The organism is Pseudomonas sp. MF6751 (assembly GCF_016613265.1).
GTDB classification, from domain to species: domain Bacteria; phylum Pseudomonadota; class Gammaproteobacteria; order Pseudomonadales; family Pseudomonadaceae; genus Aquipseudomonas; species Aquipseudomonas fluorescens_BV.
The window spans coordinates 86,115-110,531 of the sequence record NZ_JAENSV010000010.1; the positions used below are offsets into that span (position 1 = coordinate 86,115).

Annotated in this window: 33 protein-coding genes and 2 pseudogenes; 27 read left to right on the top strand and 8 right to left on the bottom strand. The window is 57.8% G+C overall.

Translation table 11 applies throughout. The annotated features are described in order from the left end of the window. Positions 1-269: 269 nt before the first annotated feature. From JJD66_RS11355 to JJD66_RS11370, 4 genes are all read right to left on the bottom strand, one after another. On the bottom strand, positions 270-488 hold the full coding sequence (locus JJD66_RS11355) for a hypothetical protein (protein ID WP_200648164.1): 219 nt from the start codon (positions 486-488) through the stop codon (positions 270-272). A gap of 146 nt (positions 489-634) precedes the next feature. Beyond that, positions 635-1,000 carry a DUF6124 family protein gene (locus tag JJD66_RS11360; protein ID WP_200648165.1) on the bottom strand — a complete coding sequence of 122 codons (366 nt, stop codon included), beginning with the start codon at positions 998-1,000 and terminating at the stop codon, positions 635-637. 194 nt (positions 1,001-1,194) lie between these two features. Next, positions 1,195-2,244 carry a DUF262 domain-containing protein gene (locus tag JJD66_RS11365; protein WP_198844913.1) on the bottom strand — a complete coding sequence of 350 codons (1,050 nt, stop codon included), beginning with the start codon at positions 2,242-2,244 and terminating at the stop codon, positions 1,195-1,197. Positions 2,245-2,246: 2 nt separating this feature from the next. After that, complete coding sequence (locus tag JJD66_RS11370) at positions 2,247-3,011, bottom strand: FRG domain-containing protein (protein ID WP_200648166.1); 765 nt, start codon at positions 3,009-3,011, stop codon at positions 2,247-2,249. 236 nt (positions 3,012-3,247) lie between these two features. Between JJD66_RS11370 and JJD66_RS11375 the strand changes: the two genes are divergently transcribed. The 4 genes and pseudogenes from JJD66_RS11375 to JJD66_RS11390 all read left to right on the top strand — a co-directional run bounded on the left by JJD66_RS11375 (position 3,248) and on the right by JJD66_RS11390 (position 5,902). Further along, on the top strand, positions 3,248-3,490 hold the full coding sequence (locus JJD66_RS11375; protein WP_200648167.1) for a CopG family ribbon-helix-helix protein: 243 nt from the start codon (positions 3,248-3,250) through the stop codon (positions 3,488-3,490). After that, a pseudogene (locus JJD66_RS11380) lies at positions 3,480-3,743 on the top strand (type II toxin-antitoxin system RelE/ParE family toxin). The gene JJD66_RS11375 and the pseudogene JJD66_RS11380 overlap by 11 nt, the downstream one beginning before the upstream one ends. A gap of 331 nt (positions 3,744-4,074) precedes the next feature. After that, positions 4,075-4,281, top strand: coding sequence for a hypothetical protein (locus JJD66_RS11385; protein ID WP_122484446.1), 207 nt, complete (start codon positions 4,075-4,077; stop codon positions 4,279-4,281). Positions 4,282-5,176: 895 nt separating this feature from the next. Beyond that, positions 5,177-5,902 carry a hypothetical protein gene (locus JJD66_RS11390; protein ID WP_200648168.1) on the top strand — a complete coding sequence of 242 codons (726 nt, stop codon included), beginning with the start codon at positions 5,177-5,179 and terminating at the stop codon, positions 5,900-5,902. On the opposite strand, the gene JJD66_RS11395 is transcribed toward JJD66_RS11390, so the two are convergent. Beyond that, positions 5,881-6,087: a hypothetical protein gene (locus JJD66_RS11395; protein WP_200648169.1), complete on the bottom strand. Its 207-nt coding sequence runs from the start codon at positions 6,085-6,087 to the stop codon at positions 5,881-5,883. The two genes, JJD66_RS11390 and JJD66_RS11395, sit on opposite strands and share 22 nt — an antisense overlap. Before the next feature lie 82 nt (positions 6,088-6,169). Between JJD66_RS11395 and JJD66_RS11400 the strand changes: the two genes are divergently transcribed. Beyond that, positions 6,170-6,850 (top strand): SOS response-associated peptidase family protein, encoded by a 681-nt coding sequence (locus tag JJD66_RS11400; RefSeq protein WP_200648170.1) that lies wholly within the window; start codon positions 6,170-6,172, stop codon positions 6,848-6,850. On the opposite strand, the pseudogene JJD66_RS11405 reads toward JJD66_RS11400, so the two are convergent. The 3 genes and pseudogenes from JJD66_RS11405 to JJD66_RS11415 form a co-directional block, all read right to left on the bottom strand. Next, positions 6,847-7,074, bottom strand: a pseudogene (locus JJD66_RS11405) (DNA adenine methylase); the annotation flags it as partial. The gene JJD66_RS11400 and the pseudogene JJD66_RS11405 sit on opposite strands and share 4 nt — an antisense overlap. 659 nt (positions 7,075-7,733) lie before the next feature. After that, a complete protein-coding gene (locus JJD66_RS11410) occupies positions 7,734-8,786 on the bottom strand; it encodes a phage portal protein (RefSeq protein WP_200648171.1) in 1,053 nt (350 codons plus the stop codon). Further along, on the bottom strand, positions 8,786-10,543 hold the full coding sequence (locus JJD66_RS11415; RefSeq protein ID WP_124357565.1) for a terminase ATPase subunit family protein: 1,758 nt from the start codon (positions 10,541-10,543) through the stop codon (positions 8,786-8,788). Before JJD66_RS11415 ends, JJD66_RS11410 begins: the two co-directional genes overlap by 1 nt. Before the next feature lie 152 nt (positions 10,544-10,695). On the opposite strand from JJD66_RS11415, the gene JJD66_RS11420 reads away from it, so the two are divergent. The 22 genes from JJD66_RS11420 (at position 10,696) to JJD66_RS11520 (ending at position 24,410) form a co-directional block, all read left to right on the top strand. Continuing rightward, positions 10,696-11,574, top strand: a complete 879-nt coding sequence (locus JJD66_RS11420) for a GPO family capsid scaffolding protein (RefSeq protein WP_080520522.1) — start codon at positions 10,696-10,698, stop codon at positions 11,572-11,574. A 45-nt stretch (positions 11,575-11,619) separates the two neighbouring features. Beyond that, positions 11,620-12,627: a phage major capsid protein, P2 family gene (locus tag JJD66_RS11425; RefSeq protein WP_200648172.1), complete on the top strand. Its 1,008-nt coding sequence runs from the start codon at positions 11,620-11,622 to the stop codon at positions 12,625-12,627. Between the two features lie 11 nt (positions 12,628-12,638). Next, the gene (gpM, locus tag JJD66_RS11430; protein ID WP_200648173.1) at positions 12,639-13,358 is read left to right on the top strand and encodes a phage terminase small subunit; all 720 of its coding nucleotides are present in this window, start codon (positions 12,639-12,641) and stop codon (positions 13,356-13,358) included. Positions 13,359-13,458: 100 nt separating this feature from the next. Then, positions 13,459-13,920, top strand: coding sequence for a head completion/stabilization protein (locus JJD66_RS11435; protein WP_169867512.1), 462 nt, complete (start codon positions 13,459-13,461; stop codon positions 13,918-13,920). After that, positions 13,920-14,132: a tail protein X gene (locus tag JJD66_RS11440; protein WP_169867511.1), complete on the top strand. Its 213-nt coding sequence runs from the start codon at positions 13,920-13,922 to the stop codon at positions 14,130-14,132. Before JJD66_RS11435 ends, JJD66_RS11440 begins: the two co-directional genes overlap by 1 nt. A 27-nt stretch (positions 14,133-14,159) precedes the next feature. Then, positions 14,160-14,513 (top strand): putative holin, encoded by a 354-nt coding sequence (locus JJD66_RS11445; protein WP_019818195.1) that lies wholly within the window; start codon positions 14,160-14,162, stop codon positions 14,511-14,513. 1 nt (position 14,514) lies between these two features. After that, entirely contained in the window at positions 14,515-14,793 is a 279-nt protein-coding gene (locus JJD66_RS11450; RefSeq protein WP_065932284.1) for a phage holin family protein, read from the top strand. Then, entirely contained in the window at positions 14,790-15,635 is an 846-nt protein-coding gene (locus tag JJD66_RS11455; protein ID WP_200648174.1) for an N-acetylmuramidase domain-containing protein, read from the top strand. Before JJD66_RS11450 ends, JJD66_RS11455 begins: the two co-directional genes overlap by 4 nt. Next, positions 15,632-15,835 (top strand): hypothetical protein, encoded by a 204-nt coding sequence (locus tag JJD66_RS11460; RefSeq protein ID WP_200648175.1) that lies wholly within the window; start codon positions 15,632-15,634, stop codon positions 15,833-15,835. Before JJD66_RS11455 ends, JJD66_RS11460 begins: the two co-directional genes overlap by 4 nt. Next, positions 15,832-16,275, top strand: coding sequence for an Rz-like lysis system protein LysB (gene lysB, locus JJD66_RS11465; protein WP_200648176.1), 444 nt, complete (start codon positions 15,832-15,834; stop codon positions 16,273-16,275). The genes JJD66_RS11460 and lysB overlap by 4 nt, the downstream gene beginning before the upstream one ends. Further along, a complete protein-coding gene (gene lysC / locus JJD66_RS28010; RefSeq protein WP_303198959.1) occupies positions 16,181-16,375 on the top strand; it encodes an Rz1-like lysis system protein LysC in 195 nt (64 codons plus the stop codon). Before lysB ends, lysC begins: the two co-directional genes overlap by 95 nt. Next, entirely contained in the window at positions 16,372-16,854 is a 483-nt protein-coding gene (locus JJD66_RS11470; protein ID WP_200648177.1) for a phage tail protein, read from the top strand. The genes lysC and JJD66_RS11470 overlap by 4 nt, the downstream gene beginning before the upstream one ends. Next, positions 16,844-17,302, top strand: coding sequence for a phage virion morphogenesis protein (locus JJD66_RS11475; protein ID WP_127882324.1), 459 nt, complete (start codon positions 16,844-16,846; stop codon positions 17,300-17,302). The genes JJD66_RS11470 and JJD66_RS11475 overlap by 11 nt, the downstream gene beginning before the upstream one ends. Positions 17,303-17,363: 61 nt before the next feature. After that, positions 17,364-17,942, top strand: coding sequence for a phage baseplate assembly protein V (locus JJD66_RS11480; protein WP_200648178.1), 579 nt, complete (start codon positions 17,364-17,366; stop codon positions 17,940-17,942). Next, positions 17,939-18,283 (top strand): GPW/gp25 family protein, encoded by a 345-nt coding sequence (locus tag JJD66_RS11485; protein WP_014717558.1) that lies wholly within the window; start codon positions 17,939-17,941, stop codon positions 18,281-18,283. Before JJD66_RS11480 ends, JJD66_RS11485 begins: the two co-directional genes overlap by 4 nt. After that, the gene (locus tag JJD66_RS11490) at positions 18,280-19,191 is read left to right on the top strand and encodes a baseplate assembly protein (RefSeq protein WP_200648179.1); all 912 of its coding nucleotides are present in this window, start codon (positions 18,280-18,282) and stop codon (positions 19,189-19,191) included. The genes JJD66_RS11485 and JJD66_RS11490 overlap by 4 nt, the downstream gene beginning before the upstream one ends. Next, positions 19,191-19,892 carry a phage tail protein I gene (locus JJD66_RS11495; RefSeq protein WP_200648180.1) on the top strand — a complete coding sequence of 234 codons (702 nt, stop codon included), beginning with the start codon at positions 19,191-19,193 and terminating at the stop codon, positions 19,890-19,892. The genes JJD66_RS11490 and JJD66_RS11495 overlap by 1 nt, the downstream gene beginning before the upstream one ends. Continuing rightward, on the top strand, positions 19,889-21,775 hold the full coding sequence (locus tag JJD66_RS11500; protein WP_200648181.1) for a phage tail protein: 1,887 nt from the start codon (positions 19,889-19,891) through the stop codon (positions 21,773-21,775). Before JJD66_RS11495 ends, JJD66_RS11500 begins: the two co-directional genes overlap by 4 nt. Before the next feature lie 10 nt (positions 21,776-21,785). Continuing rightward, the gene (locus JJD66_RS11505; RefSeq protein ID WP_234452210.1) at positions 21,786-22,175 is read left to right on the top strand and encodes a phage tail assembly chaperone; all 390 of its coding nucleotides are present in this window, start codon (positions 21,786-21,788) and stop codon (positions 22,173-22,175) included. 105 nt (positions 22,176-22,280) lie between these two features. Further along, the gene (locus JJD66_RS11510) at positions 22,281-23,450 is read left to right on the top strand and encodes a phage tail sheath protein (RefSeq protein ID WP_200648182.1); all 1,170 of its coding nucleotides are present in this window, start codon (positions 22,281-22,283) and stop codon (positions 23,448-23,450) included. Positions 23,451-23,507: 57 nt separating this feature from the next. Then, a complete protein-coding gene (locus tag JJD66_RS11515) occupies positions 23,508-24,023 on the top strand; it encodes a phage major tail tube protein (protein ID WP_122484427.1) in 516 nt (171 codons plus the stop codon). A gap of 51 nt (positions 24,024-24,074) precedes the next feature. Continuing rightward, complete coding sequence (locus tag JJD66_RS11520; RefSeq protein ID WP_200648183.1) at positions 24,075-24,410, top strand: phage tail assembly protein; 336 nt, start codon at positions 24,075-24,077, stop codon at positions 24,408-24,410. The last annotated feature ends 7 nt before the right edge of the window (positions 24,411-24,417 follow it).

The following is a 24,417-nucleotide window of genomic DNA, read 5'->3' on the forward strand; positions in this document are numbered from 1 at the left end:
TTGCCTGCGATGGCGGTGTACCAGTGACAGATGAGTTAACTGACCCACCGCCATCGCACCCGACAGCCGACGCCTATAGACCTGGCACCCTGCGATCCAACTGTGGGAGCGGGCTTGCTCGCGAAGACGGCCCGACAGCCGACGAAAATGTGGGATCAGACCGCGTACCTACCCGTCATTCAAGCAACGGCAACTTAGGACTCCGCCCCAACGGCTGATCACTTTGCAAAGCGGCAAAGCAAGCAAAACGCTCTTGCCCCACCACCCCATCAATCATCATGCAACAACCCCGAACCATACTCCCCATAACTACTCCCCAGCCCACTGCCACCAAAACTCATCTTGGCGGCTTTGCTGGGGCTATGGTCACCAAATGCCTGGCATCCGCCTGAAAAGCACGGGTCACTGTTCACGCTCGATGAAGATGAACAAGCGCTCAACAGCAACGTGCCGGTGATCATCACAAGTTTGACGAGGTTCGAGATCATGGTTTCAACTCCCGGTGGGCTGGAGGCGCTGAGGTCCTCTCTTGCAAGGAATCGTAGACCTCAACGGCGCAGGGAATTATGAAACTTTGCTGGAAGACAGCATAAGTTCAGGTTGCCGCCTTAGGGCAAGGCGGCAGGGTTGGTTGTCAGGCTTTGACTGAGGCGGTTACAGGCGCAACCTGCTCCTGGGCTCGGTCAACCAGCAGCGAGCTCAACTCGATTAACTGCTGAATGCCTAGGGCGATGGCGCGCTGGGAATCGTCGAGGTCGAACGCCAAAGTGGCAGCCATTTCGTTGGCAGATGCGAGGTTTTCGGCGGCGTTGGTCAGGAGGGTTTCGGGGTCGATGGTTGGGTTTACGAGGAATAGGTTGTCGCTTGGGCGCTCGGTGGGCGCAGCGTCGTCGGATGGGGGCAAGTGATGGTTGATTGCGCGCTGGGCTGCGGCTTGAAGCTTGGGGTCGACGGGCGACACGCTTTGATCAAGTGAAGAACTGCGTGTGTTGTTGTGCATGGGCGAAGCTCCAAAGATTTTCGGGAGTTAAAAACGCCTTAGCAATACGGACTTCCACCTCCGGCCGCTGGATTTGCAGCGGCTTGAGGAGGTTAGCTATTGGAGGGCTGAGGGGCAAGCCGAGAAAAGCGTGGGAAATTTCTCAAGCAATATCGTCATCAGCCCTCAAGACCGTTCATAAGCTAGTGCAAATTCTATAAAACCGAAAAGGTCTGCGCATCAATGTAGCCATCACCGGTGATAAACTCTCTCAAGACATAATGGCGAACATGATAGCTAAATTCATCATTCGTGCTTCGACTAACAGAATTGAACGCAATCACAGCGGGATGAGACTTTTGATCACTTCTAAAAATCTCAAAGTCACGCAGCCTACGTACAAAATCTGGATGACGGCCAAACTCTCGAGTTAACCAGTAATAAACCGGAAGCATTCCTGAAGACTTAAGCAGAGAATTTCCATGACCAAAAACCTTATACATCAAATCAAGATTATTCATCACTCTATCTGCCGTTTCAGCAAATCCACTCTCCGTAAGTATCGCCTCAGAAACAAATCGATCAAGATTAGTCTTCTTCGTCTCCACAAAGGAACCACGATGCTCAATAATTAGTAACTTTGCAGCTACGTTCTCATGTTGTTTTCGCTGATTTGTGAATCCTACCCCTGCTGCGAAAAAAACGTGCCCAGCAATCGCTCTTATATATTTCGGCACATCCCCAGCCATAGCACTACGCACTTCCGCACCTGTCAAAGGCTTGCTTTTATTAAGCCTCACAAACAAATCATTAATCCGATCGGCTTGATTTGTTATTACAGACATAACTGACAAATTAAAACTTTCTATTCTTCGAATTATTCTTGGATGCTCACTCTCCATATCTCGAACGGTCATACCGGCGAGACGAACCGACTTGTCGGCCAAATACTTCATATCCGAATTTAACGATATGCGCCCATCCAAAAAATCGAAAATCGCCTCAAACCTTTGCCGCCCATCAATCACAGCATAAGGCCTACCGGCGGTATTCAAATCACTACTAGAATAGCTAAAATCCGCAATATAAAACTTAGGAACATCGTACCCATTAATAATTGAGTCGATCAAATAAGCCTTATCTTTAGGAGCCCACACCCCAGACTTCCGCTGATATGACGGAGACAGATCAATTTGGTCTCTTTCTGCATACCACCAACTAATACTAGTGGTGGAAAACGGACGAACTACAAAAATATTATCCATAATTAAAATCCGTACGAAGTCTTAATTTCAGCACCAAGCCCAGAAAGATCTGGATACACTACCGAATGAGTATACCCGATTGCGAGTAGCGTCTCATACATTACCGCCTTCAAAGCAGCTGGTATTTTAAAGCACGTCAAGCAGTCATCTGCATACCTTTTATGTTCCATAGGTTCGGATGACTTGCAAAACATGACGAACGTCCCTCGCTGCGCAGTTATCCGTGGATTTGTATGGTTTCCGAAAATAGCTATGGGATCATTTGGCGAAAAGTCATCACCAGGATCCTTTAGAAACTGTGTAGCTTGCGACATTGTAGGGTCAGGTATACGATCCAATTGCGCATTATTCAACGCGAGCTTATTCCATTTGATAGGATCCAACATCCAAATACAAGCATCATCTTCCTTAGCGCTACTTGACAAAGCAAAGTATAGCGCAATAAACGGATTTTCCGTCCAATCCAACAAACGAGTCGGCACTCCATAGTGCTGCTGCAAAAATAGCCAATCAAAATCTGTAGTAGGTGTCACAGACAAGAATGGGGCACTCGTCTGAAGGAATCGCATCTTAAGTTGCTGCTCCAACTTCAAGGGATCCTTCGTTGCAGCTAGCACTTCTTTATGCCTAAGCAGCGTGGGCTCAAGTCTATATAGTGGATACTTGCCACTACCACGAAACCAACGGGGGCTTTTTGAATCTTCTAATGACGCCTCTATAAACCGCATGATTTCATGCAGCTTGCCAACTTCAACTGGATCCTTCATGTACCGTCGTCCATTACCATCAGTGCGATTTCATTAATGAATGCCATTTGCCATCATGAGACTCAATCAATGATCGCCTCAAGTCAACATGAATCAGGTGTCGAGATCAAAATATCGTATGTAAACCATCTTCACCGAAGCATGGTCGAGCGTTGCCCCCATCCTCATAGGCTACTGAGTCAACCAAGCACACCAAGGTGTAAGATGCCCCACAACCGTCCATCATCGAGGCCGCCATGACTGGGATATCCCTAAACCTGCCGGAAGACCTATCCAACTCTCTCGCCGACCTGGCCAAAACCAATGGCCAAACAGCGAGCTACCTGGCGATGGACGTTCTTCGAGACTACATCGAGCACGAAAAAACACTGACCGCTCAGATCGAGCTGGCGGTAAAAGACGCCGACGAAGGCAAATTCGCCACTGATGACCAAGTAGCAGCCATGCACGCTAGGCGCTGGAGCAGGAATGCGGGTTGAGTGGCTTGAAAAAGCACTCAAAAATCTGGAAGACGAAGCGAGCTACATCGCTCTCGAAAATCCAAAAGCCGCTGACGACTTCTCGAATGCCATTTTCGCCAGCGTCGACAGGCTGGCTCAGTTTCCTTCCATGGGCCGCGAAGGTCGGGTGAAACATACCCGCGAATGGGCAGTTCCCAACTAGTCCTATCTGATCCCGTATAGAGTGCGGGGTGATCGACTGCAGATCCTTGGCGTATTCCACACACGGTAACGTCCTCGCTCGAAGTGGTAATGCGCGTAAAACTTGCCTCTCCGACACCCAAGATCCGTTCCTGATAAACTGCGCCCCATTCGCCTCGCTAACTCAGATCCCCATGTCCCTACAAACCGCCCCACTCTCCCGCCGCTTCTCCGTCGCCCCCATGATGGATTGGAACTGCTAACTCCACAGGCCACGTAATACCTGGCCTGTACCGACACTCAAAAATCTCCGTACCACTTTCGTACCACCTATTCCTCGCGCGGTGTGGCGATCCCCCCTTCAAGTAATGCCGACCATGTCCCCTGCTATGCTCAAATCTTTTCGATTTAGGACAATGGCGATGGCAAGCGAATACTCATTGGCGGATGTATTGGGTAGGATTTACGAGAACCAGCTGGCTCTAGAGGCGGCAGTCATGGAGCTGACGTTATGGGCCGAGCAGCAAGACACGGCAGAGTTGGGAGGGAATATTCGCGGCGCTCTCCAGACAATTGGGGAGAATGCGGGCCACATCAAACAAGGCTTAGCTCGACTTCATAACCGCTGATGGCGAACCCTTCCATGAAGGCAGGCACGGGTGATTCATAGGCCGCTCATCGCCCGTGGCTGTCGCTCCAATCCAAATCCCCTGCAATGCCAACATCGGACGCTGTGTAGTTGAAAGTGCGGGCACATGGACGTAAAGGTTGTGAGTACTGCGCAATACAGCACGCAGCTTCAAAAGCGGTCCGCCCTAGGCACATCTCGCGTTTTCATGTTGACCCACGGGAAAGAGGTTAGGAGGGTTAGTTTTTGGCCGGGTGCCCTGGAAGCCCTATTTATTATGGCTTTTCGAAGGGTTGGCAAGGTTAGCTTTTCGGTTAGGTCTGGTTATTTCCTAACCTTTATTAGTGTTAAATATTCAATATATTAATTCCTTTAAAAACAGACAGTTACGAATTACTAACCTTCAACCTAACCTCAACTAACCCATCAAAGTTAGGTCTCAGGCCCAACAAATACGGGCCTTCCAACCCAATTACACCCCCTCAAAAAAAAACTAACCTTTTTCCCGAGGCACCTACGGAATCAGCCTCCCATGCGTACTTATCAGCGTTGCGCAAAACATCCACCCTCGCAGGGTTCCGCAGGCTTTTGACCACCCCATAACACCGAGCAGCCCCCCGGCCAGTACCGCGTTGGGCTGTCTGCAGGGGCGCGGAAAAAACGACCCATTTAGCCCGCAGGCGAGGTGGGGGGACGACGGCGCGCGCCAGGTGCAGACCATCCTACCGACCGCCTGTAGCACGTCACCTCCCCGGAAACATGTGGCACGCCACACCCCCGAACCGTGGGCGTGCTCATCGGGCCGCCTCGCCGACTACAGCTCGTCGCCTCAAATCGCGTACGTCGCAAACCTCGATTACTGTATGCGCATACAGTACAAATAAGCAGTCAATCGCATGACCCCCTTAGAACTCAAAACGGCTTGGCTCGCCAAATGGCGCCTGATCCTTGACGACGGTTTGAGCCGAATGAATAACCCCGAGGCTCATAGATCCATGTGCCGGTGGGAAACCCACGACATGCTGGAGGCAGGGGTGATTGATCAAATGGAAAAGATGGAAATGGACGAGTTGGCTGACGCGGCCTATTGGCATGCCGTCGAAGAACTGGCTACCGACGCTGAGGGATACATGTTTGGTGGACACTACGATGTAGTGCCCAGAGCCGGATCGGAGTGCATTGGGCGGATAATGTCCAACACGTACTATTCAGTCACTGGCCCAGGTGCGTGTGGGTTTGATGGAAAGGTGATTGGCACCAACCGTGACCGTCGCCTGGAGTTCCGTAATAGCAATAAGGCCTGGGCTTTAGAAGGGCTGCTGCTGATCGCACCATCCGGTGAGCTGTACGACTTGGTGCAGACTGCACAAGTTATCAATGGGAAGATTTATCCAATCATCAGCGACAAGGACACCTATCGGGCGCTAGTAGATTGCGCCCAGGTCGCCTTGGAGGAGCATGATTTTGAAAGTTACCGCAAGGCCAGGCCCCTACTGCAATGCGCCCAATTCACCAAGTGCACCGCTTGTCTAGACCACTTCGGGCTGCGGGAAGACTGCCTGAAGTGTTCAGGTCAGGGCTTTGTCCCTAAATCTGGCGGTCAACCAACGTCATCCGCGTAAGCCGAAACCGCCTCGTCGACCAGCTCCCATTCCCCGCAATCAATCACCTTGCGCTCAAGCATGCTGTCAGCCAAGGCCAGGCGCGTTTCATACCGGTACTCTGGCGACCCAGCTTCAAACTCCGCACCAGTGAGAAGCGCAAACCACGCTTCCATCTCGTTAACCTGCTGTATATCGGTGGTCATAACGAATCTCCCGCCCAGGTGTCTATTGGATAGAGACCGGCCGGGGTGCGGCTGTTCACCAGGACCGACGGGCGGAAAAGATATGTGCGGAAGGCTCTCGCAGTACAGCGGCATCCACGACTTCGTTGCGGCGTTGAGCATGCCCAACGCGCTGGTTAATTCCGTAGGGGATCTGCCGCTTGACCGCTATAACGTCGCTCCTACGACCCAGGTTGCACTACTGCATTTGCAGGGCGAGCTGCTGCGCGCTGACCCAGTGCGCTGGGGCTGGCGACCGCACTGGGCAAAGGACCGAGCCGCGCCAATCAATGCCCGAGTTGAGAAGGTCGCTCATGGGTCGTTCTTCCGCTCGATCTGGCCGCATCGCGCAATCGCGCCCATAGATAACTGGTTTGAATGGGTCGACGAAGGCGGACCAAAAAAACAGCCCTACCTGATCCGTAGACGGGACGGCGCGCCGGTGCTATGTGCATCCATCGGCCAGCTACCTGACTCCGATGAGGGGCCAGGCGAGCATGACGGGTTCGTGATCATCACCGCCGACAGTGCCGGCGGCATGGTGGACATTCACGACCGGAGGCCCGTGGTGTTGACCCCGGACCTGGCCCGTGAATGGCTGGACCCGGCAACGCCCAAGGAGCGTGCCGAGCAGATGGTGTTACACCAGGGCGAGCCGTCCGAGTCCTTTGAATGGTTCAAGGTTGACGTCGCGGTGGGCAACGTGAAGAACAAACAGGCCGGTTTGATCCAGCCCTTGAGTTAGAAAAGTCCGCCGAAGGCGTTCGGCTCCCAGTTCATGATCACCAGCTCGCCGGTAACTTCGGCCTTCGCCTGGCGTTGGTTGGCTGCGCCGTATCGAATATCCACCGTTTCGAAGTGGAACCCCTCAAACACCCGCCTGATATCGGGGGGATAGTTGATGCTCACCATCACCTTGCCCTTGCAAACCCGCATGTAGTCGGCAATTCGCTCATGGTTTTCAAAGGGTAGTCCCGGTGTTTCATCAAAAAAAAATTTTCGAGTACATCGCCGTCTAGGTTTAACCCCCCAAAAAAAATGCAGATGCAACGAAGCCGGCCCCACATGCTGGCGGGCCGGCTCCGAGGTGTTACTTGGTAGCTGTCTTGTAGATCAGGACCATCAGGTATGTGGCTTTCAGCACATAGCAAGCTTGGACCAGTATCGCAGTTTCGATTATCAACATCGTCGAGAACTCCTCTTCCAGTGGATGAACCTGCGCCGTAGCCCAGGACCTCTGGTGGAAACCGAACTCCCCGACGGATCATCTGATCACCAAAAATCTTGTCAATTGAGTTGACATAGTGACTGTCCGTGTCTATTATTTGTTTGCGAAGACTAAATAACAGAGTGGGTTAATTCGCTCTACACACATTGATACCAGTATGACACTACATTCCTTGTTTTGTCAATAGACGTCCGCTTTATTTTCAATAAAGTCAATACCGTTTGTCGCTTAGCAAAAAAAGCCGCCCTTGAGGCGGCTTTTGCATTTCTCTCGCTGCTCTGGTCTCACTGCTGAGCCTGGACTTCATAGGTCAAGCTGGAGCACTCGGCGTGTTCGAGTGAGTCAGCGTCGAGCGGGTGTTAGCGCACCATCTCGTCGCCTCGTTTACTGCGCGGGGGTACTACTTTCCCCCCGCTGGAAGCTCAAATTCTTTGAAGCTGACAACCTCTTCACCCAGCCACTCGTTTACCTGGGCCAACCTGGCCTGCAACGGCTCCAGCTCGTTGACCGCCCAAACTTCAGCAGCCTCCCGTAACGACCCGAAACCGCCCGCGTTCTGCGGCACGATGCCCATCAACTGGGGTGGAATGCGCAACGCCGCGAGCAGATCGTCGCGGCTGATGTTCTTGATCGAGCTGAATTCGTCCTTTGCGGCCACCTCGCTCACCGGAATGAGCTGGATGCCATCCTTCTTGCCAGCGGGCGCGTACACGAACAGGTTTCGGAAGTTACCAGGCCCTTTTGAGTTCTTCAGCGCGGTGCGCAATGAGTCGATGTCCTCTTCCTTCTGCGCCGCGTCGGTCATGTACAGGATGAATCCGGCGTGACTGCCGTTGTTGTAGTACTTGCGACGGAATAGCGTGGCGCTTTCGTTGAGCAGCGCGCTCTGCAGCGCCGCCAGCCACTCCGGCAACCCATAAATCTCTTGATTGATATCCGCCTCACGTAGGTGGCAAATCGAACCAGGTGCAAACTCGTGCTCATCCTTCCAGCCGCGCACCTGGTAATAGGTTTCCATGTCGACGCCTCGACGCATGTACTTCGCCAAAGGTGGAAGCAAGCCCATGGTGTTGCGCAGCATGTTGTTGCGCTTTTCCAGGTAGCAGTTACCGCACCAGAGCCAGTCCAGGGCGAACTGCTCAAAGGCCTGACGGCTCAGCAGCCGGTGAGGAACGAATGTGCGGGCCAGCATGTTGCGCTTGAAGTTAAGACCGGACTGCAGGTACACACTCGCGCGAGTCGTTTTGGCCAGGCCGTCCATCGACATCGGTGTTTCGAACCAACGGCCATTGGCCCAGCACTCCAGATAGTCGAGGATCTCCCTGCTATCGAGCACAGGCGCTGGATCACCAAAGGTGAAAGCCTCGACCGGCCCGGATTCGGGAGGGAGTACTTCCCCCTCTACGGCTGGCAGAACGGTGGTTAGTTGGGTTGCGCGCTTACGTCTGCTCATCAGTAGGACTCCATAAATCCGGTATTCGCCGTGGTCTGCCCTTCAAGAGGCTCGTTGTGCAGGGCGTGGAAGGTCGCCCACGCCAAGTCGGCATGGCCTGTCTCGTCGGTGCGACCGGCCGTATAAGTGAACTGGCGCCCGGAGGCGGTGACTGTTTTGCGGATAGCCATCAACGACTGCGCCATATCCGTCCAACCGGCATCAAACTCCAGACGGCCGTTCTTGATGACGTCGTACGCCTTCAACACCAGGCGCGTTTTGACTTCGGGCGAGTAGCTGAACGTGGTGATGTTCGGGAAGAACTGCTTCACCAGCTGCGCCACGCCGGACCCCATACCCGTGATGTCAATACCGATGTAGGTCACCCAGTAACGCCTGGTGACCTGGCGGATGGACTCTGCCTGGGCGGCAAAGTCCATCCCTCGAAACTGGTGCCTCTCCAAAATTCGGAACTTGCCGCCGGGAACCGTTGGTGGAGCGATTACCACCAGTGCGGCGCTGTCACCGTTCTCGGCCGGGTCATAGCCAACCCAGACCTGGCGATCCCCAAAAGGACGCGCTGCAAATGGTTTGTAGTCCTCGGCCCAAAGATCCCAACTGTCCACCATGCAAGGCTGCAGCATCGCAAGCGGGAAAATACTGGCCCCGTCGTCGATGAACTGGCACATCAGCAGGTTCTGGAAAGCCTCGGCATCGTATTCCTGGCGCAGTTCGTCCAGGTCGAACAAGTCGCAGCCACGGTCCTCCGCGTCCAGGATGGTGACGATCTGTCGCCATACCCGGTCTTCACAGAGTCGGCCCTGCTGCAGGACATCATGAGAGACGTCGATTTTGACCCGTTGCGCCGCCGGCTTGCCTTTGTTGAACCGCTCACCGGTCCAGAACGTATAGGCCTCATGGGCCATGCTGGAAGGCGTCGAAAAGTACGTTCGGCGGTATTGCTTCTGCATCGCCATGCCACTGGCGACCTTGTTCAGTTCCTTGAACTTGAACGTCCAGAAAAACTCGTCGAAGTAGAAGTTGCCGTGATAGCCCTGGGCCGTCCGGGCGTTGGTACCCAAGAAGTGCAGCTCGGCGCCATTGCCCAGAATGATGGGATCTCCCGTCAGCTCAACGCCGACTACCTCACGGGCAAAGGCCTGAATGTAGGCCTTGAAAATGTGTGCCTGATTTTTTGAGGCCGACAGGAAAATCTGGTTACGGCCTGTCGTCAGCGCATCGATCAGCGCTTCACGGGCGAAATAGTAAGTCGCGCCGATCTGCCGTGACTTGAGGATTGCGCGGGTTCGCTGATTGCCGGCTTTGTACCAATCCAACTGGTAGCCGAAACAGCCGTCGATGAACGCTTCCGTCAGTTTTTCAATGTGTTCTTCGTCGAACTCGTTGCGTTTCGGTGCTTTTTTCGGTCCCTCGTTGCGCTTCGCCAAGTTCGGATTCAACTCGGTTTCGGTACCGCCGTCGTTGAAGCGCTGGATACGGGCTTGCCGCTCCAGCTGGCGGTGCAAGAGGTCAATTTCCTTGTAGTCGGACCCTGACTTCGGGTCTTTCAGGATCAGTTGAACCAAGCGGGCTTCGGTCGCCGCCTGGATACGCTCTAGCGGTGTCGCGCGGTCCCATTCGTCCCGGGCCTTCCAGCTGTGCAGCGTTTTTTCCTTCTCCCCGATCAGCTCAGCTATCTCGCACACGCGATAGCCCTGCCAATACAGGTGCTTGGCGTGGCGGCGGTGATCGGTAGGTAGTTCGACGATGGCATTCATGGCGCAGATGCTGCCGCCCGCGCGCGAACAGTTCCCCCTCCGCCCCTTGTAGATCAACGATCTACAACAGCGCCTCGTTGCCCGTCGCGCCCGCGCTCAACAACATGCGCTCATCGCCAAGGCAGACTGCCACCGCACTGAGGGATTCACGCATGGCCGGCAAAACCGACAACCCAGCCAAGAAACAACGCTCCAAGTTCTTCCGCGTCGCCGTTGAAGGCGCCACCACCGATGGTCGCCAGATCGAGCGCCAATGGCTGGTCGACGCTGCCGAAACCTACAGCCAGAACACCTACGGTGCGCGGGTTTGGATTGAGCACATGCGCAGCTTGCTGCCGGATAGCCCTTTCCGCGCTTACGGCGATGTTGTCGCACTGAAGACGGAAGAGGTCGAGATTGCCGGGGCCAAGAAATTGGCCTTGTTCGCGCAAATCGAACCGACCTCCGACCTGATCGCCATGAACAAAGCACGGCAGAAGCTGTACACCAGCATCGAGATTCGGCCGAAATTCGCCGACACCGGCCGCGCCTATTTGGACGGTATCGCCGTTACCGATACCCCGGCCAGCTTGGGCACTGAGATGCTGACGTTCAGCGCCCAGCACCCGGACATGAACCCGCTGACCAGTCGCAAACGCGATCCCGGCAACCTCTTTTCAGAGGTCGTCGAGATTGAACTTGAATTCGAAGAAGTTGAGGACGAAAGCGGCAAAGTCGCAGGCCTGTTTAGCCGCGTCCTCGACCTACTCGGCAAGAGCAAGGACAAGGAAGGCAAGGACGCCGCTCTATTCACTGAACTCGGCGAGGCCGTTGAAGCCATGGCCGAGCATGTGGCCGGTCAGGGCGAAGCCTTTACCGCCGAAAAAACCGCCCGCGAAAAGCTGCAGACCGCTCACGAAAAGCTGTCTGCCGACTTCACTGCGTTGGTTCAACAGCTCGAAAAAACCCCGGACACCACCGGCCAGAAACCGCAGTACTCCGTTCGCCCGCCGGCTACGGGCGGTGACGGCGCACTCGTCACCGACTGCTAATCCAGATCACGGACAACACCCAGCCAAGGAACACCGGAGAACACCATGCGTAACGATACTCGCGTTCTTTTCAACGCTTACCTGCAACAACTCGCCCAATTGCACGGTGTGAGCGACGTCACCACCAAATTCACAGCTGCTCCATCCGTTGCACAGACGTTGGAAACCCGGATGCAGGAGTCGAGCGCGTTTCTCAGCTCGATCAACGTCTACGGCGTGGCTGAGCAGTCGGGCGAAAAAATCGGCATCGGTATCGACGGTACTATTGCCGGCACCACCGATACCACCCAGCAAGACCGCGAGCCACGCGACCCTACCGGCCTCGACAACCGTAGCTACACCTGCACCCAAACCAACTTCGATACGGGCCTGCGTTACCAGAAGCTGGATCAATGGGCTAAGTTCAAAGACTTCCAGGCGCGTATCCGTGACGCCATCATCCGGGCCCAGGCGCTCAACCGGATCATGATTGGCTGGAACGGTACCAGCCGTGCGGCGACCTCTAAACCGGACATCAACAAGCTGCTGCAGGACGTTAACGTCGGATGGCTGCAAAAGATGCGCTTGGAGAACCCTGCGCGCGTTATGAAAGAAGTGGTCGACGGCAGCGGCAAGATCCAGATCGGCGCGGGCAAAGACTTCGAAAACATCGACGCCCTGGTCGCGAGCATGGTCAACGAGTTCATCGAGCCTTGGTACCAGGAAGACACTGACCTGGTGGTGATTTGCGGTCGCCAGCTGCTGGCCGACAAGTACTTTCCGATCATCAACAAAACCCAAGCGCCGACCGAAATGCTTGCGGCCGATATCGTCACCAGCCAGAAGCGCATCGGCAACCTGCCGGCGGTGCGAGTGCCTCACTTCCCGCCGAACGGTCTGCTGGTTACCCGCCTCGACAACCTGTCGATCTACTGGCAGGAAGGCACCCGCCGCCGCACGGTGGTGGATAACGCCAAACGCGACCGTATTGAAAACTACGAGTCGGTCAATGAAGCCTACGTGATCGAAGACCTTGGCTGCGCTGCCATGGCCGAAAACATCACCCTGAGCTAAGGCGAGCAACCATGACCAACCCTTGCCGTCGTCACTTCCAGCGCGTCACAGCCGCCGTTGCAGCGGCTGCTGTGGCCGGCCCAGCCATGACCATGGAAGGTTCCACTGTTTACGAACTGCACCTGGCGAAGCTCCAGCAGGACTACTTGCGCCTGAAACAGGTGCAGTCCACCGAGGGCAAAGCAGAGCTGAAAAAGCAACTGCTGCCCGAATACGTCCCATACGTGGAAGGCGTTCTGGCAGGCGGCAAAGGCGCGCAGGACCAGGTGCTAACCACTTTGATGGTTTGGCGAATGGATGCCGGCGACTTTGCCGGCGCCCTCGACATTGCCGAGTACGTCATTCAGCACGCATTGCTCATGCCTGACCGCTTCGAACGCACTACAGGCACCATCGTTGCCGAAGAAATTGCCGAAGTCGCCCTGAAGGCGCAGAAGGCCGGTGGCACGTTCGACGTGGATCTGCTGCTGCGCACTGAGCAAATCGCGGGTGAAGAAGACATGCCCGACCAGGCTAAAGCCAAGCTGCATCTGGCCCTGGGCAAGGCTTTCGCGGAGATGGTTTCGGACGACGACACGTCGGAAAGCAAGGTGGCCGCCCTGTGTCACCTGGAGTCCTCGAAAAAATATCTGTCTCGGGCCATCGAGCTGAACACCAACTGCGGTGGCAAGAAGGATTTGGAGCGCGTCGAGCGTCTCCTCAAAAAATACGCTGCTCCAGCAGCTAACTGAGCGTCCCCACGCACCCCGCCGGCTCGGGGCGGATCGGCCAGGCCGCTCCTCCTGAACGTGAAGCCCCGACCACCGGCGATCTTTTTTTGAGTGCAGTCTCATGAGCGCATTTGTAGCCAGCGGCACCGTCGCCAGCGGCCACATCAACACCGACCCGTTCTGGCCGTCGATTGACCTGGATAGCCTGCGCGCCACCCTGCGCATCGACTCCAGCGTCACCCCGGCCCGCTTGGAAACCGCCGTGATCTCTGCCGCTATCAACCTCAACCGCGAGCTGAGTGACTGGCGAGCAGCTCAACAGGCAGCTGGTTACGCCACGTTGGACGCTGTACCAGGTGATCGGATCAAAGACGTATCGGTAAAGGCACACCTCTACCGCCGCGCGATCGAGGCCGGTACCGGCGCCGAGGTCTGCGAACGCTTTCGCGACTACAGCGCCACCAACACCGGCAACAACAAGGCCGAAGAGGTCGCACCTACCATTGATGACTACCGCCGCGATCTGCGTTGGGCGGTGCGTGACTTTCTCGAAAAAAGCCGCACCACCGTGGAGCTGATCTGATGGCGGTCGCCGTCCGCGCCAATCAAAACGACACCGTCGACGCCCTGTGCTGGCGGTATTACGGCCGAACCGCGGGCGTCACCGAAGCGGTGCTGCAGGCGAACCCCGGCCTGGCCGACCACGGCCCCGTCCTGCCACAAGGCCTCGTTATCAACATGCCCGAAGCCCAGACCAGCGCGCCACAACGGCAGATGGTGAACCTATGGGACTGACCCACTGCTACCAAGGAAACCCACACCATGGCTGATCCGACTTCCAGCGTTGTGTCCGGCCTGCTCATTGGCTTGGGCTTGGCGAGCGTTACGCCAGTCATCGACGACGGGGCGCTATTCGGCGCCATCCTCGGCGCTTGGCTGGTCACCAGCACCAAGCGCGACCTCAAGGTCTGGCAGCGCCTGGGCTCTCTGTTCCTATCGGCCGGGGTGGGCTACCTGTTCGCACCCATGGCCTTGCAAGCAATCCCGTTCATCACCAGCGGCGGTAGCGCTTTCCTCTGTGCCCTGGTGGTCATCCCGATCAGCATCAAACTGATGGTGTGGGTGGAAAAGGCGGATATCTGGGACATCTGGCGTCGCATCCGAGGGGGCACCTGATATGCCGAACATCGAACTGGCCGTGCAGTTGATCGCGGCAATCGCCTACTTGCTGAGCGCTCTGCGCCTGGCCTGTTACACCCGAGGGGATGCGCGGTACCGGCGCAGCATCTCCCTTCTGGCAAGCCTATTTGGCGGAGTGCTCTGCATCTGCGGTCTGGAAATCCTACTGGACCGTCAGCCGACGAGCTTCGGCCAGGCCGCAGCCATCGTGCTGCTCTGCATCCTGATTTTCCGTTCACGCGGCAACGTCGCCGCCCTGTTGAGGCCCAGTGCATGACCACCACCCTTCGCCACGGCGACCGCTCGCAGGCGGTGCTTATTCTGCAAAAGAACCTCAACAGGTACGGTGCCAACCTGGTGCCGGACGGTCACTACGGTGACGCCACCGAGATCGCCGTACGCGCGTACCAGTTGAAAGTTGGTTTGGTAGCCGATGGCGTTGCCGGTACCAAGACCCAATCCAGCCTGGCAGGCGGCGACTGTGCCCAACTGCTGCGCAACCACGACCTGGTAACCGCTGCTGAACGCCTCGGCGTGCCACTGGCGACTATCTACGCCGTCAACGAAGTGGAATCGAAAGGCAGAGGCTTCCTGGAAAACGGTAAGCCGGTGATCCTGTTCGAACGACACATCATGTACCGACAGCTCGCGAAGGTTCGACACCCTGGCGACGATCCGGCGGAAGTCAAGCGCCATGCCGATGAACTCGCCGCGACCAATCCCGCCCTGGTCAACCCGAAGGCCGGTGGTTACATCGGCGGTACCGCCGAGCACCAACGCCTGGCCATGGCCCGACAGATCGACGACACGGCCGCACTGGAATCGGCGTCCTGGGGCGCCTTTCAAATCATGGGCTACCACTGGCAACGTCTTGGCTACGCCAGCGTGCAGGACTTCGTGGCGGCAATGAGCGGCGGCGAATCGCAGCAATTCGACGCCTTCACCCGCTTCATCGAGACGGACCCGGTGCTGCACAAGGCCTTGAAGGCCCGCAAATGGGCCGAGTTTGCTCGGCTCTACAACGGGCCGGACTATCTGCGCAATCTCTACGACACCAAGCTTCAGCGAGCCTATGAGCGGCACGCCAGCTGCGAGTGCGGGAAAGGAGTGGCGGCATGATCGACTTCGAAGCGGTTCAAAAACTGAGAGTGCAGGACGGTGACCTTTTGGTGGTACCGGAATCGACCGAACAGGAAGACATGGTGCGGCTAGCCGAGTGCATCCAGCTGATGAACAACGCAAGGGCGGTAATCGTGCGCGGCCCGATTAAACAGCTCGACACCGCTGCCATGAACAAACATGGCTGGTACCGCGCTTGAGCACCCTGCGCCAGGCTCTGTACGGCATCGCGCTGCTCGGCGCCCTGGCGCTGCTGATCTGGGGCCAGCAACAGCGCATAGACGCCGCCGAGGGCAAAGCCGCACGGGCGAATGACGCCGCCAAAACGGCCCGCGAAGACGCGAACCGCAACCTGGCGACCGTCAACACTCTCGCCACCACCCTGCAGCAGGAGCGCGAAAGCCAGTCCGCTCTGCGCGCCCAGCAGGATCAACTGCGCCAGGCCCTGGCAAAGCGCGCACGAACCATAGAGGAACTCAAACGTGAAAACGACGAACTACGCGACTGGGCTGCTCGGCCTTTGCCTGACGCTGCTCGCCGGCTGCGTGAACGCCCCGCCCTCACCGGCGCCGCAGCTTACCGTGACTGGCTGTCCGGCCGTGGTGCCGTGCCAGCTGCCGGCGACAAGCCCAGCCAATAACGGCGACCTACTCAACGACGAAGACCGCGCCGAAGCCGCCTGGGCCGATTGCGCAGCACAGGTCGACATGGTCTACGAACACCAGCAGGCCCACCCATGAACAAGCCCGAAAGCCTGCGCGCCCACCTGCTGGCCACCGTTGCCGACTTGCAGCACAACCCTGACCTGTTGCTGATTTTCATCGACAACGGCAAGGTGCGCTGCACCGCTGCCGCAACCCTTTCTTTTGAGTACAGCTACGATCTGCAGATCATCCTTACCGCCTTCGCGGGTCACCCTGACAGCGTGATGCTGCCCGTACTGGGGTGGATCAGCATCAACCAACCTGAGCTGCTGGAAAACTACGAAAAAATGCAGACCGGTATTCAGTTCGAAGCCGACATCCTTGATAAAGAAAAAGTAGATCTGGGCCTTACATTGCGTCTGACGGAACGCGTGGTGGTGGGCAAAGACGCTGAAGGCAATACCACCGTTAAACATGCCGGCGAGCCGCAACGTGTAGCGGGCTACCTCGATCCGAAGTGGGTACCAGGCTCCGAAGGCAACGCCAGCGAATGGATGGTTCCCGATGACAAATAAGCTTGAGGCGCTGGAGACCTGGGCGTCCGGGCTGCTGGAGCAACTGCAGCCAGCAGCCCGCAATCAACTCGCCCGCTCCATCGGCCAGGAACTGCGGCGCAGCCAACAAAAGCGCGTACTGACACAGCAAAACCCGGATGGCAGCAAGTTCGCACCACGGAAAAAACGGGACTTGCGCGGCAAGCAAGGCCGCATTCGGCGTAAGGTTGAGATGTTCAAAAAGCTGCGTACCGCGACCTATATGAAGGCCCGAGGCGATAGCAACGCCGTGACGGTGGGATTTACCGGGCGGATCTCCCGCATCGCCAGGGTTCACCAGTTCGGATTGAAGGACCGCGCGGAGCGAGACGCGCCCGAAGTGCGCTATGAACAGCGTGAAGTATTGGGCTTTACGGATGAAGACCTCGATTTGATACGCGACAGCTTATTGGCCCACCTGACACTGTAAGCCCCCTTCCTACAAGGCGCCGAAGCTGCGCCCGCACGCGCGTGGCGCCACCATCGGCGCCATGAACGACTTAGCCGCCCTCGCCCGCCTGCTCGAAAACCTCATCCGCTTCGGCGTCATCGCCGCCGTCCAGATGGAGCCGCCGCGCGTGCAGGTAACAACCGGAAAGCTGACCACCGCCTGGCTTCCTTGGCTCGCTTTGCGCGCCGGGGCTGATCGCGAGTGGGACCCGCCCACCATCGGGGAGCAAGTGATGCTGGTCAGCCCATCCGGCCAGCTCGCCAATGGGATAGCCGTGACAGGCGTATTCAGTGACCACATCCCCGCCAACGGCAACCGCCCAGGCCTGCACCGTCGTACCTACGCGGACGGCACGGTGATCGAGTACGACAGCGTGGCCCACCACCTCAACGCCACACTGGCAGACGGTGGCACCACCAATCTAATCTGCACCGGCGGCATCAACCTGGTCGGCGACATCACGCACCAGGGCGACTACATCCAAACCGGGAATCAGATCGTCACCGGCCGAGTCGACGTTTCTGAAGACGTCGTCGCGGCAAAGGTGAGTCTGGTCAATCACCTGACCTATGGCGTTAAGCAAGGCAGCGATCAGTCCGGGGTGCCCATCCCATCATGAACCGACATACCGGCGGCGCCATCAGCGAGCGCGAGCACATCAGTCAGGCGATCACCGACATCCTGACCACCCGCATTGGCACGCGTGTAATGCGCCGCGAATACGGCAGCTTGGTGCCCGAGCTGGTAGATCACCCCTTCAACGACGTCAACCGTCTGCGCGTTTATGCAGCCACGGTCATGGCCCTTATGCGCTGGGAAACCCGCATCAGCCTGAGCCGTGTGCAGTTCGCGGGAGCAAACATGCAGGGCCAGGCTTCGATCGATCTGGAGGGCACTGTGGTGGATACCAATGAGCCATTGAGCCTCAGCGTGCCGCTGCAGCTGGGAGGCAGTGTATGAACAGTTTCGCCGCCATCGACCTCAGCCAGCTGCCGCCGCCGCAGATCGTCGAGCAGATCGACTTCGAACAGATCCTGGCCGAGCGAAAGGCGTACATGATCAGCCTCTGGCCGGCCGACGAGCAGCCCCAGATCGCGGCACGCCTGGAGATAGAGTCGGAGCCGCTCACCAAGCTGCTGCAGGAAAACACCTACCGCGAGACCGTATGGCGTCAGCGAGTCAACGAAGCATCGCTTGCCAACCTGCTTGCCACCGCGCGTGGCACTGACCTGGAACAGCTGGCCGGCAACTTCAACGTCAAGCGCCTGGTGATTCAGCAAGGCAAAGCCAATGCCGTGCCGCCCATCCCTACGTTGATGGAAAGCGATGACAGCCTGCGCGAACGTGCGCAGATGGCCTGGGAAGGCTTGAGTACCGCAGGCCCGCGCAACAGCTACATCTTCCACGCCAGGGCAGCGGACGGCCGGGTAGCCGACGCCACCGCCGAAAGCCCCTCGCCTGCCGTCGCCGTGGTCACGGTTCAGTCATTGCTGGGCGATGGCACGGCGCCCCCCGAGCTGCTTGCCGTCGTCAACGCTTACCTGAGCGACGATGACCGCCGGCCGGTGGCCGACCGTCTCACTGTCCAGGGTGCGCAGATCCTGAATTACCAGGTCAACGCCAAGCTCTATTTGCTGTCGAGCGGCCCCGAGTCTGAACCTATCCTGGCTGCTGCAGAACAGCGGCTGCTGGCCTACGTTCATCAACGGCGGCGCCTGGGCATGGAGGTCTCGGAATCGGCCCTCCATGCTGCGCTCCACGTCGAAGGTGTGCGCAAAGTCGAACTGGAAGACTGGGTAGACATCGTCGCGAACAAGGCTCAAGCGCCCTATTGCACCGGCATCACATTAAGCCGAGGCGTTGAGTGATGGCTGTGCAGCAGCTGCTACCGGGAAACGCTACGCCGCTGGAACGTCAGGCGGCGCAGGCGCTCGCGCAGATCCAGCGCGTCCCTATTCCTTTGCGACAGCTCTGCAACCCGGACGAATGCCCCGTCGACCTGTTGCCCTATCTGGCCTGGGCTTTCTCGGTTGATCGCTGGGACAGCAAGTGGACCGAAGCAGCGAAACGCGCAGCTATCCGTTCATCACACTACGTCCACTCGCGCAAAGGCACCATCGGCGCTTTGCGCCGCGTTGTGGAACCGCTCGGTTACCTGATTGAAGTGCTGGAGTGGTGGCAAACCACGCCGAACGGCGTACCGGGCACGTTTGCCATCAAGGTGGGCGTGCTGGAAACCGGCATCACCGAGGAGATGTATCAGGAGCTGACCTGGCTGATCGACGACGCGAGGCCCGTTACGCGCCACCTGACTGGCCTGGCTATCAGTCTTGAAACCACCGGTGGCATCAACATTTTCGCGAGCACATACGACGGCGATGAAATCGACGTTTATCCGCCGGTCCTCCGAGACATCGTTACCACAGGCGTAATCGGCGCACCTGGGCGCGAACACACCATCGACACCCTCGACATTTACCCGCCAGTACCGGGGGTTATCAACCTCAAGTGCTACATAGGCGCCGCTGGCCGGGAACACTCCATCGACACACTGGACATCTACCCATGATTGATCCCAACTCTCAGTTCTTTGCGATTCTCACCGCTGTCGGTGAAGCCAAGCAGGCCAACGCGGACGCGCTGGGCATCCCCTGGAAACTCACCGAAATGGGCGTGGGTGATGCGAATGGCACCGATCCGATTCCCGACCGTAACCAAAAGAAGTTGATCAACGAGCGCCGCCGTCGGCAGTTGAACAAACTGTCGATCGATCCTGCCAACGCCAACATCCTCATCGCCGAACAGATCATTCCGGCCGACGAGGGCGGGTGGTGGATTCGGGAGATTGGACTGTACGACGGTGACGGCGATCTGGTCGCTGTGGCGAACTGCGCCCCCAGCTACAAGCCGCTGATGTCCCAAGGCTCGGGCCGCACACAAGTTGTGCGCATGAACTTCATCGTTTCCAGCGCGGCAAACGTGGTGCTGATGATTGATCCGGCAGTGGTGCTCGCCACTCGCAAGTTCGTGACGGACTCCATCACTGACGCCATCAATCAGCAGGATGTGAAGCAGTCGGTGCTGGTAGCGACCACCGGCCCAGTAGTCCTGGCCGGTGCGCAGACCATCGACGGCGTGGCAGTGCCGGTGGGTTCGCGGGTGCTGGTGAAAGACCAGGCGCAGGGCAAAGACAATGGCTTATACCTCACCACCGCCGAAATCTGGACCCGTACTGCTGATGCCGATATCGGCGCGGAGGTGACGCCCGGTTTGTTGATTCACGTTGAGCGCGGCGCCGCCAATGGCGACACGCTCTGGCAGTTGATCACTGACGCGCCGATTGTGTTCGGCACCACGCCTCTTTCGTTTCAATGGGCAGGTGGGCAGAACGCCCCGACCCCACCGGTTAATGACCGATCGAAGCGGGTGTCGAACACCGAGACAGTACGCAATCAGATCGAGAGCCCACTCCAGCAGTTCCCGGTGCACGTATTCCGCAAGAACCGGTTGATCAACGGTGCATTCCAGATTTGGCAGCGGGGCAAGTCAGGCGTCGTCGGAAAAGCCAACGGCGACCCCGAAAGCACGTTCGGCCCGGACCGCTGGATGATTTACAGCCCGAAAAACGCCACATGCAACTGGAGCCAACTGCCGCTCGAGCAGGACGCCAATATCAACGAGGCAAAATTTGCCCTGAGACTTTCGCGCCAGGGTGAAGGCCAGGGCTGGAACCTGAGTCAGCGCATCGAGAACGTCGAAACGCTGGCTGGCGGGAAGGTGACCGTCTCGTTCTATATGAAAACCAGCGTTCCACATACGTGCGCAGTGATTCTTCGTCAAAATTTTGGGGTGAATTCAACCGAGCCGAACGTGGATGTGGGCACCTCGGTGGAGCTGACAACGGTATACAAAAAGTACGTCGTCACCCTCGATCTGGGTGGGGTGGTGAACAAGAACAAAGGCGTCGCCAACGACTTCCTGGAAGTTATCTTTGCCAGCTGGGGGACTGGTGCCCACTACACGGACATTACCAACGTTCAGATCGAGCCTGGCAGCGTGGCGACGCCGTACGATTACAGGACGCACCAGGAGGAGTACCGCGCATGCCTGCGATACTTCGAAAAGTCATTCCTGCAGGATCACCCTCTTAAGTCGAACAACGGGCCGTCCACCTGTATCGCCAGCTTCACGCAATCCGCAGCAGCGCAGGCCTCACAGTCGGCTTTGCGTATGGACTTCCGGGAAGTGAAACGCGTTGTGCCTACGCTGAGATTGTTTTCCCCTGGTGAGCAGACCTCTGAAGTGTGGGCGCAATCGCTCGGCAGGCCCTGCACGCAGACCAATATCCAGAGCTTATGGGCCACAGGCTTCGCATTGTCTTGCGTGCCGCCAAGCGGCTCTGTTCCCGGCTTCACCCTTCAGATCGAGTGGACCGCCGACGCGGAACTTTGAGGTAATGACAATGAATGATCTTGCGTACAAATTTACGGTAGCCGGCGTTCAGCGAATGACAGACCTGGTGTTTGTCCCGGACGACATGGGCAACAAGGACTGGGTGTCCTACTTAGAATGGGTTGCCGATGGCGGGCAGACGCTACCTAAATCGACTGTTGAAGAAGCGGCCAATGAAGAGCGGCGCTGGCGAGACTCAGAACTACTAGACCTCGCCTGGCTGCGAGATCGCCACCGTGATCAGGCGGAGATGGGCGCCGACACAACGCTCACTACCGAGCAATACGCTGAATTGCTGAGCTACATGCAGCTGCTGCGCGACTGGCCTCAATCGGACAGCTTCCCCGATATCAGCAAACGTCCAGTGCCGCCAGCCTGGATCAAAGACCAGGCTCGATAACACTCCCCCTGTAAACGCGGCCCCTACAAGGTGCCGCGCTCGCCCAGCCGGCGCGCGCGCGGCAACCTCTGCACTGTCATTCCATCACAGCGCAGGCACCAACCCATGGCCGATTATCTCCACGGCGTGCGGGTCATCGAACTCAACGACGGCACCCGCCCCATTCGCACTATTCCCACCGCAGTTATCGGCATGGTTTGCACGGCTGAAGATGCGGACCCACTCGTTTTCCCTCTGGACACGCCCGTCCTTATCACCAACGTGCAGACTGCCGTCGGCAAAGCCGGCGTAAAGGGCACCCTGGCCGCGAGCCTGCAAGGCATCGCCGACCAGACCAAGCCCTATGTCATCGTCGTGCGGGTCAAAGAAGGTGCCGACGAAGCGGCCACTACCAGCGCCCTGATCGGCGGCACCACACCGACCGGCCAGTACACCGGCATGAAAGCCCTGCTCGCCTCCAAGTCTCGCGTGGGCATGGCCCCGCGCATCCTCGGCGTGCCTGGCCTGGACAGTTTGCCGGTGGCCACCGCACTCGGCGCCATCGCCAAAGACCTTCGGGCCTTTGCCTACGTCAGCGCCTGGGGCTGCAAGACCAAGGAAGAGGTGGTCGCTTACCGCGCGAACTTCGGCGCCCGCGAAATGATGGTGATTTGGCCGGACTTCCAGAACTGGGACACCGTCGCCAACAAGACCACCACCGCCTCGGCTGTGGCCCGTGCGCTTGGCCTGCGCGCCAAGATCGATCAGGAGACAGGCTGGCATAAAACCCTGTCCAACGTGGCCGTCAGCGGCGTGACCGGTATCAGCGCCGACGTGTTCTGGGATCTGCAAAACCCGGCCACGGACGCCAACTACCTGAACAGCAACGACGTCACCACCCTGATCAACGCCAACGGCTTCCGCTTCTGGGGTAGCCGCACCTGCAGCGATGACCCGTTGTTCGCCTTCGAAAACTACACCCGCACCGCGCAAATCATCGCCGACACCATGGGCGAAGCGCACATGTGGGCTATCGACAGGCCTATGCACGCCTCCCTGGTACGCGACCTGGTCGAAGGCGTGAACGCCAAAATGCGCGAGCTGAAGTCCCAGGGCTATCTGATCGGCGGCAGCTGCTGGTATCCCGACGACGTCAACACCAAGGACACCCTCAAGGCCGGCAAACTGTGGGTCGATTACGACTACACCCCTGTGCCCCCGCTTGAAGACCTCACCTTCCGCCAGCGAATCACCGACCGTTACCTGATCGACTTCGCCAAAGGCATCAACAGCTAAACCGGGCCTCCCCGCAAGGGGAGTTCACCCTGACCCCGTATCCCGGAGAACACCGCCATGGCAATGCCTCGCAAACTCAAAAACCTCAACCTGTTCAATGACGGCAACAGCTACCTCGGCTTAGTGAAGTCCCTCACCCTGCCCTCCCTCGGCCGCAAGATGGAAGGCTATCGCGGCGGCGGCATGAATGGCCCGGTCAAAGCTGACCTGGGCATGTCCGACGACGGCATCCAGTTCGAATGGAAGACCGGCGGCCTCGATCTGATCTCTCTGCGCCAGTTCGGCGCGGTCAACGCCTCCAGCGTGGCCCTGCGATTCTCTGGCCCGTATCAGCAGGACGACACGGGCGAAGTCAGCAACGTGGAAGTGGTCGTGCGCGGTCGACACGAAACCATCGAGATGGGTGACGCCCAGCCCGGTGAAGACACTGAGCACTCCATGACCACCACCTGCAGCTACTACAAGCTGACCGTGGATGGCGAAGAAATTATCGAAATCGACCTGCTCAACTTTGTCGAGAAGGTCAACGGTGTGGACATGCTGGAAAAGCATCGCACCGCCATGGGCATCTGACCCGCCCCCCCTTGATCAAGCCGCACCCTTTAATCACCAGGAGCAAATCCAATGAAGAACGAAACTACCGAACAGCCCGACGTGCAGCAGCTGGCCGACGACAACACCGTCACCCTCGACACACCGATCCGTCGCGGCACCACCAGCATCGAGACCATCACCCTGCGCAAGCCAAACTCCGGCGAATTGCGCGGCGTGAGCCTGGTGGAGCTGCTGCAGATGGACGTCGGCAGTCTGATCAAGGTTCTGCCGCGCATCAGCTCTCCGAGCCTCACCGCCATCGAAGTCGCCGGAATGGACCCAGCCGACCTGCTGGCCCTGAGCAGCAAAATCTCTGGTTTTTTGTTGCAGAAGTCGGCGAAGACGGATGCATCCCTCGTCGCGTAGAAGACGC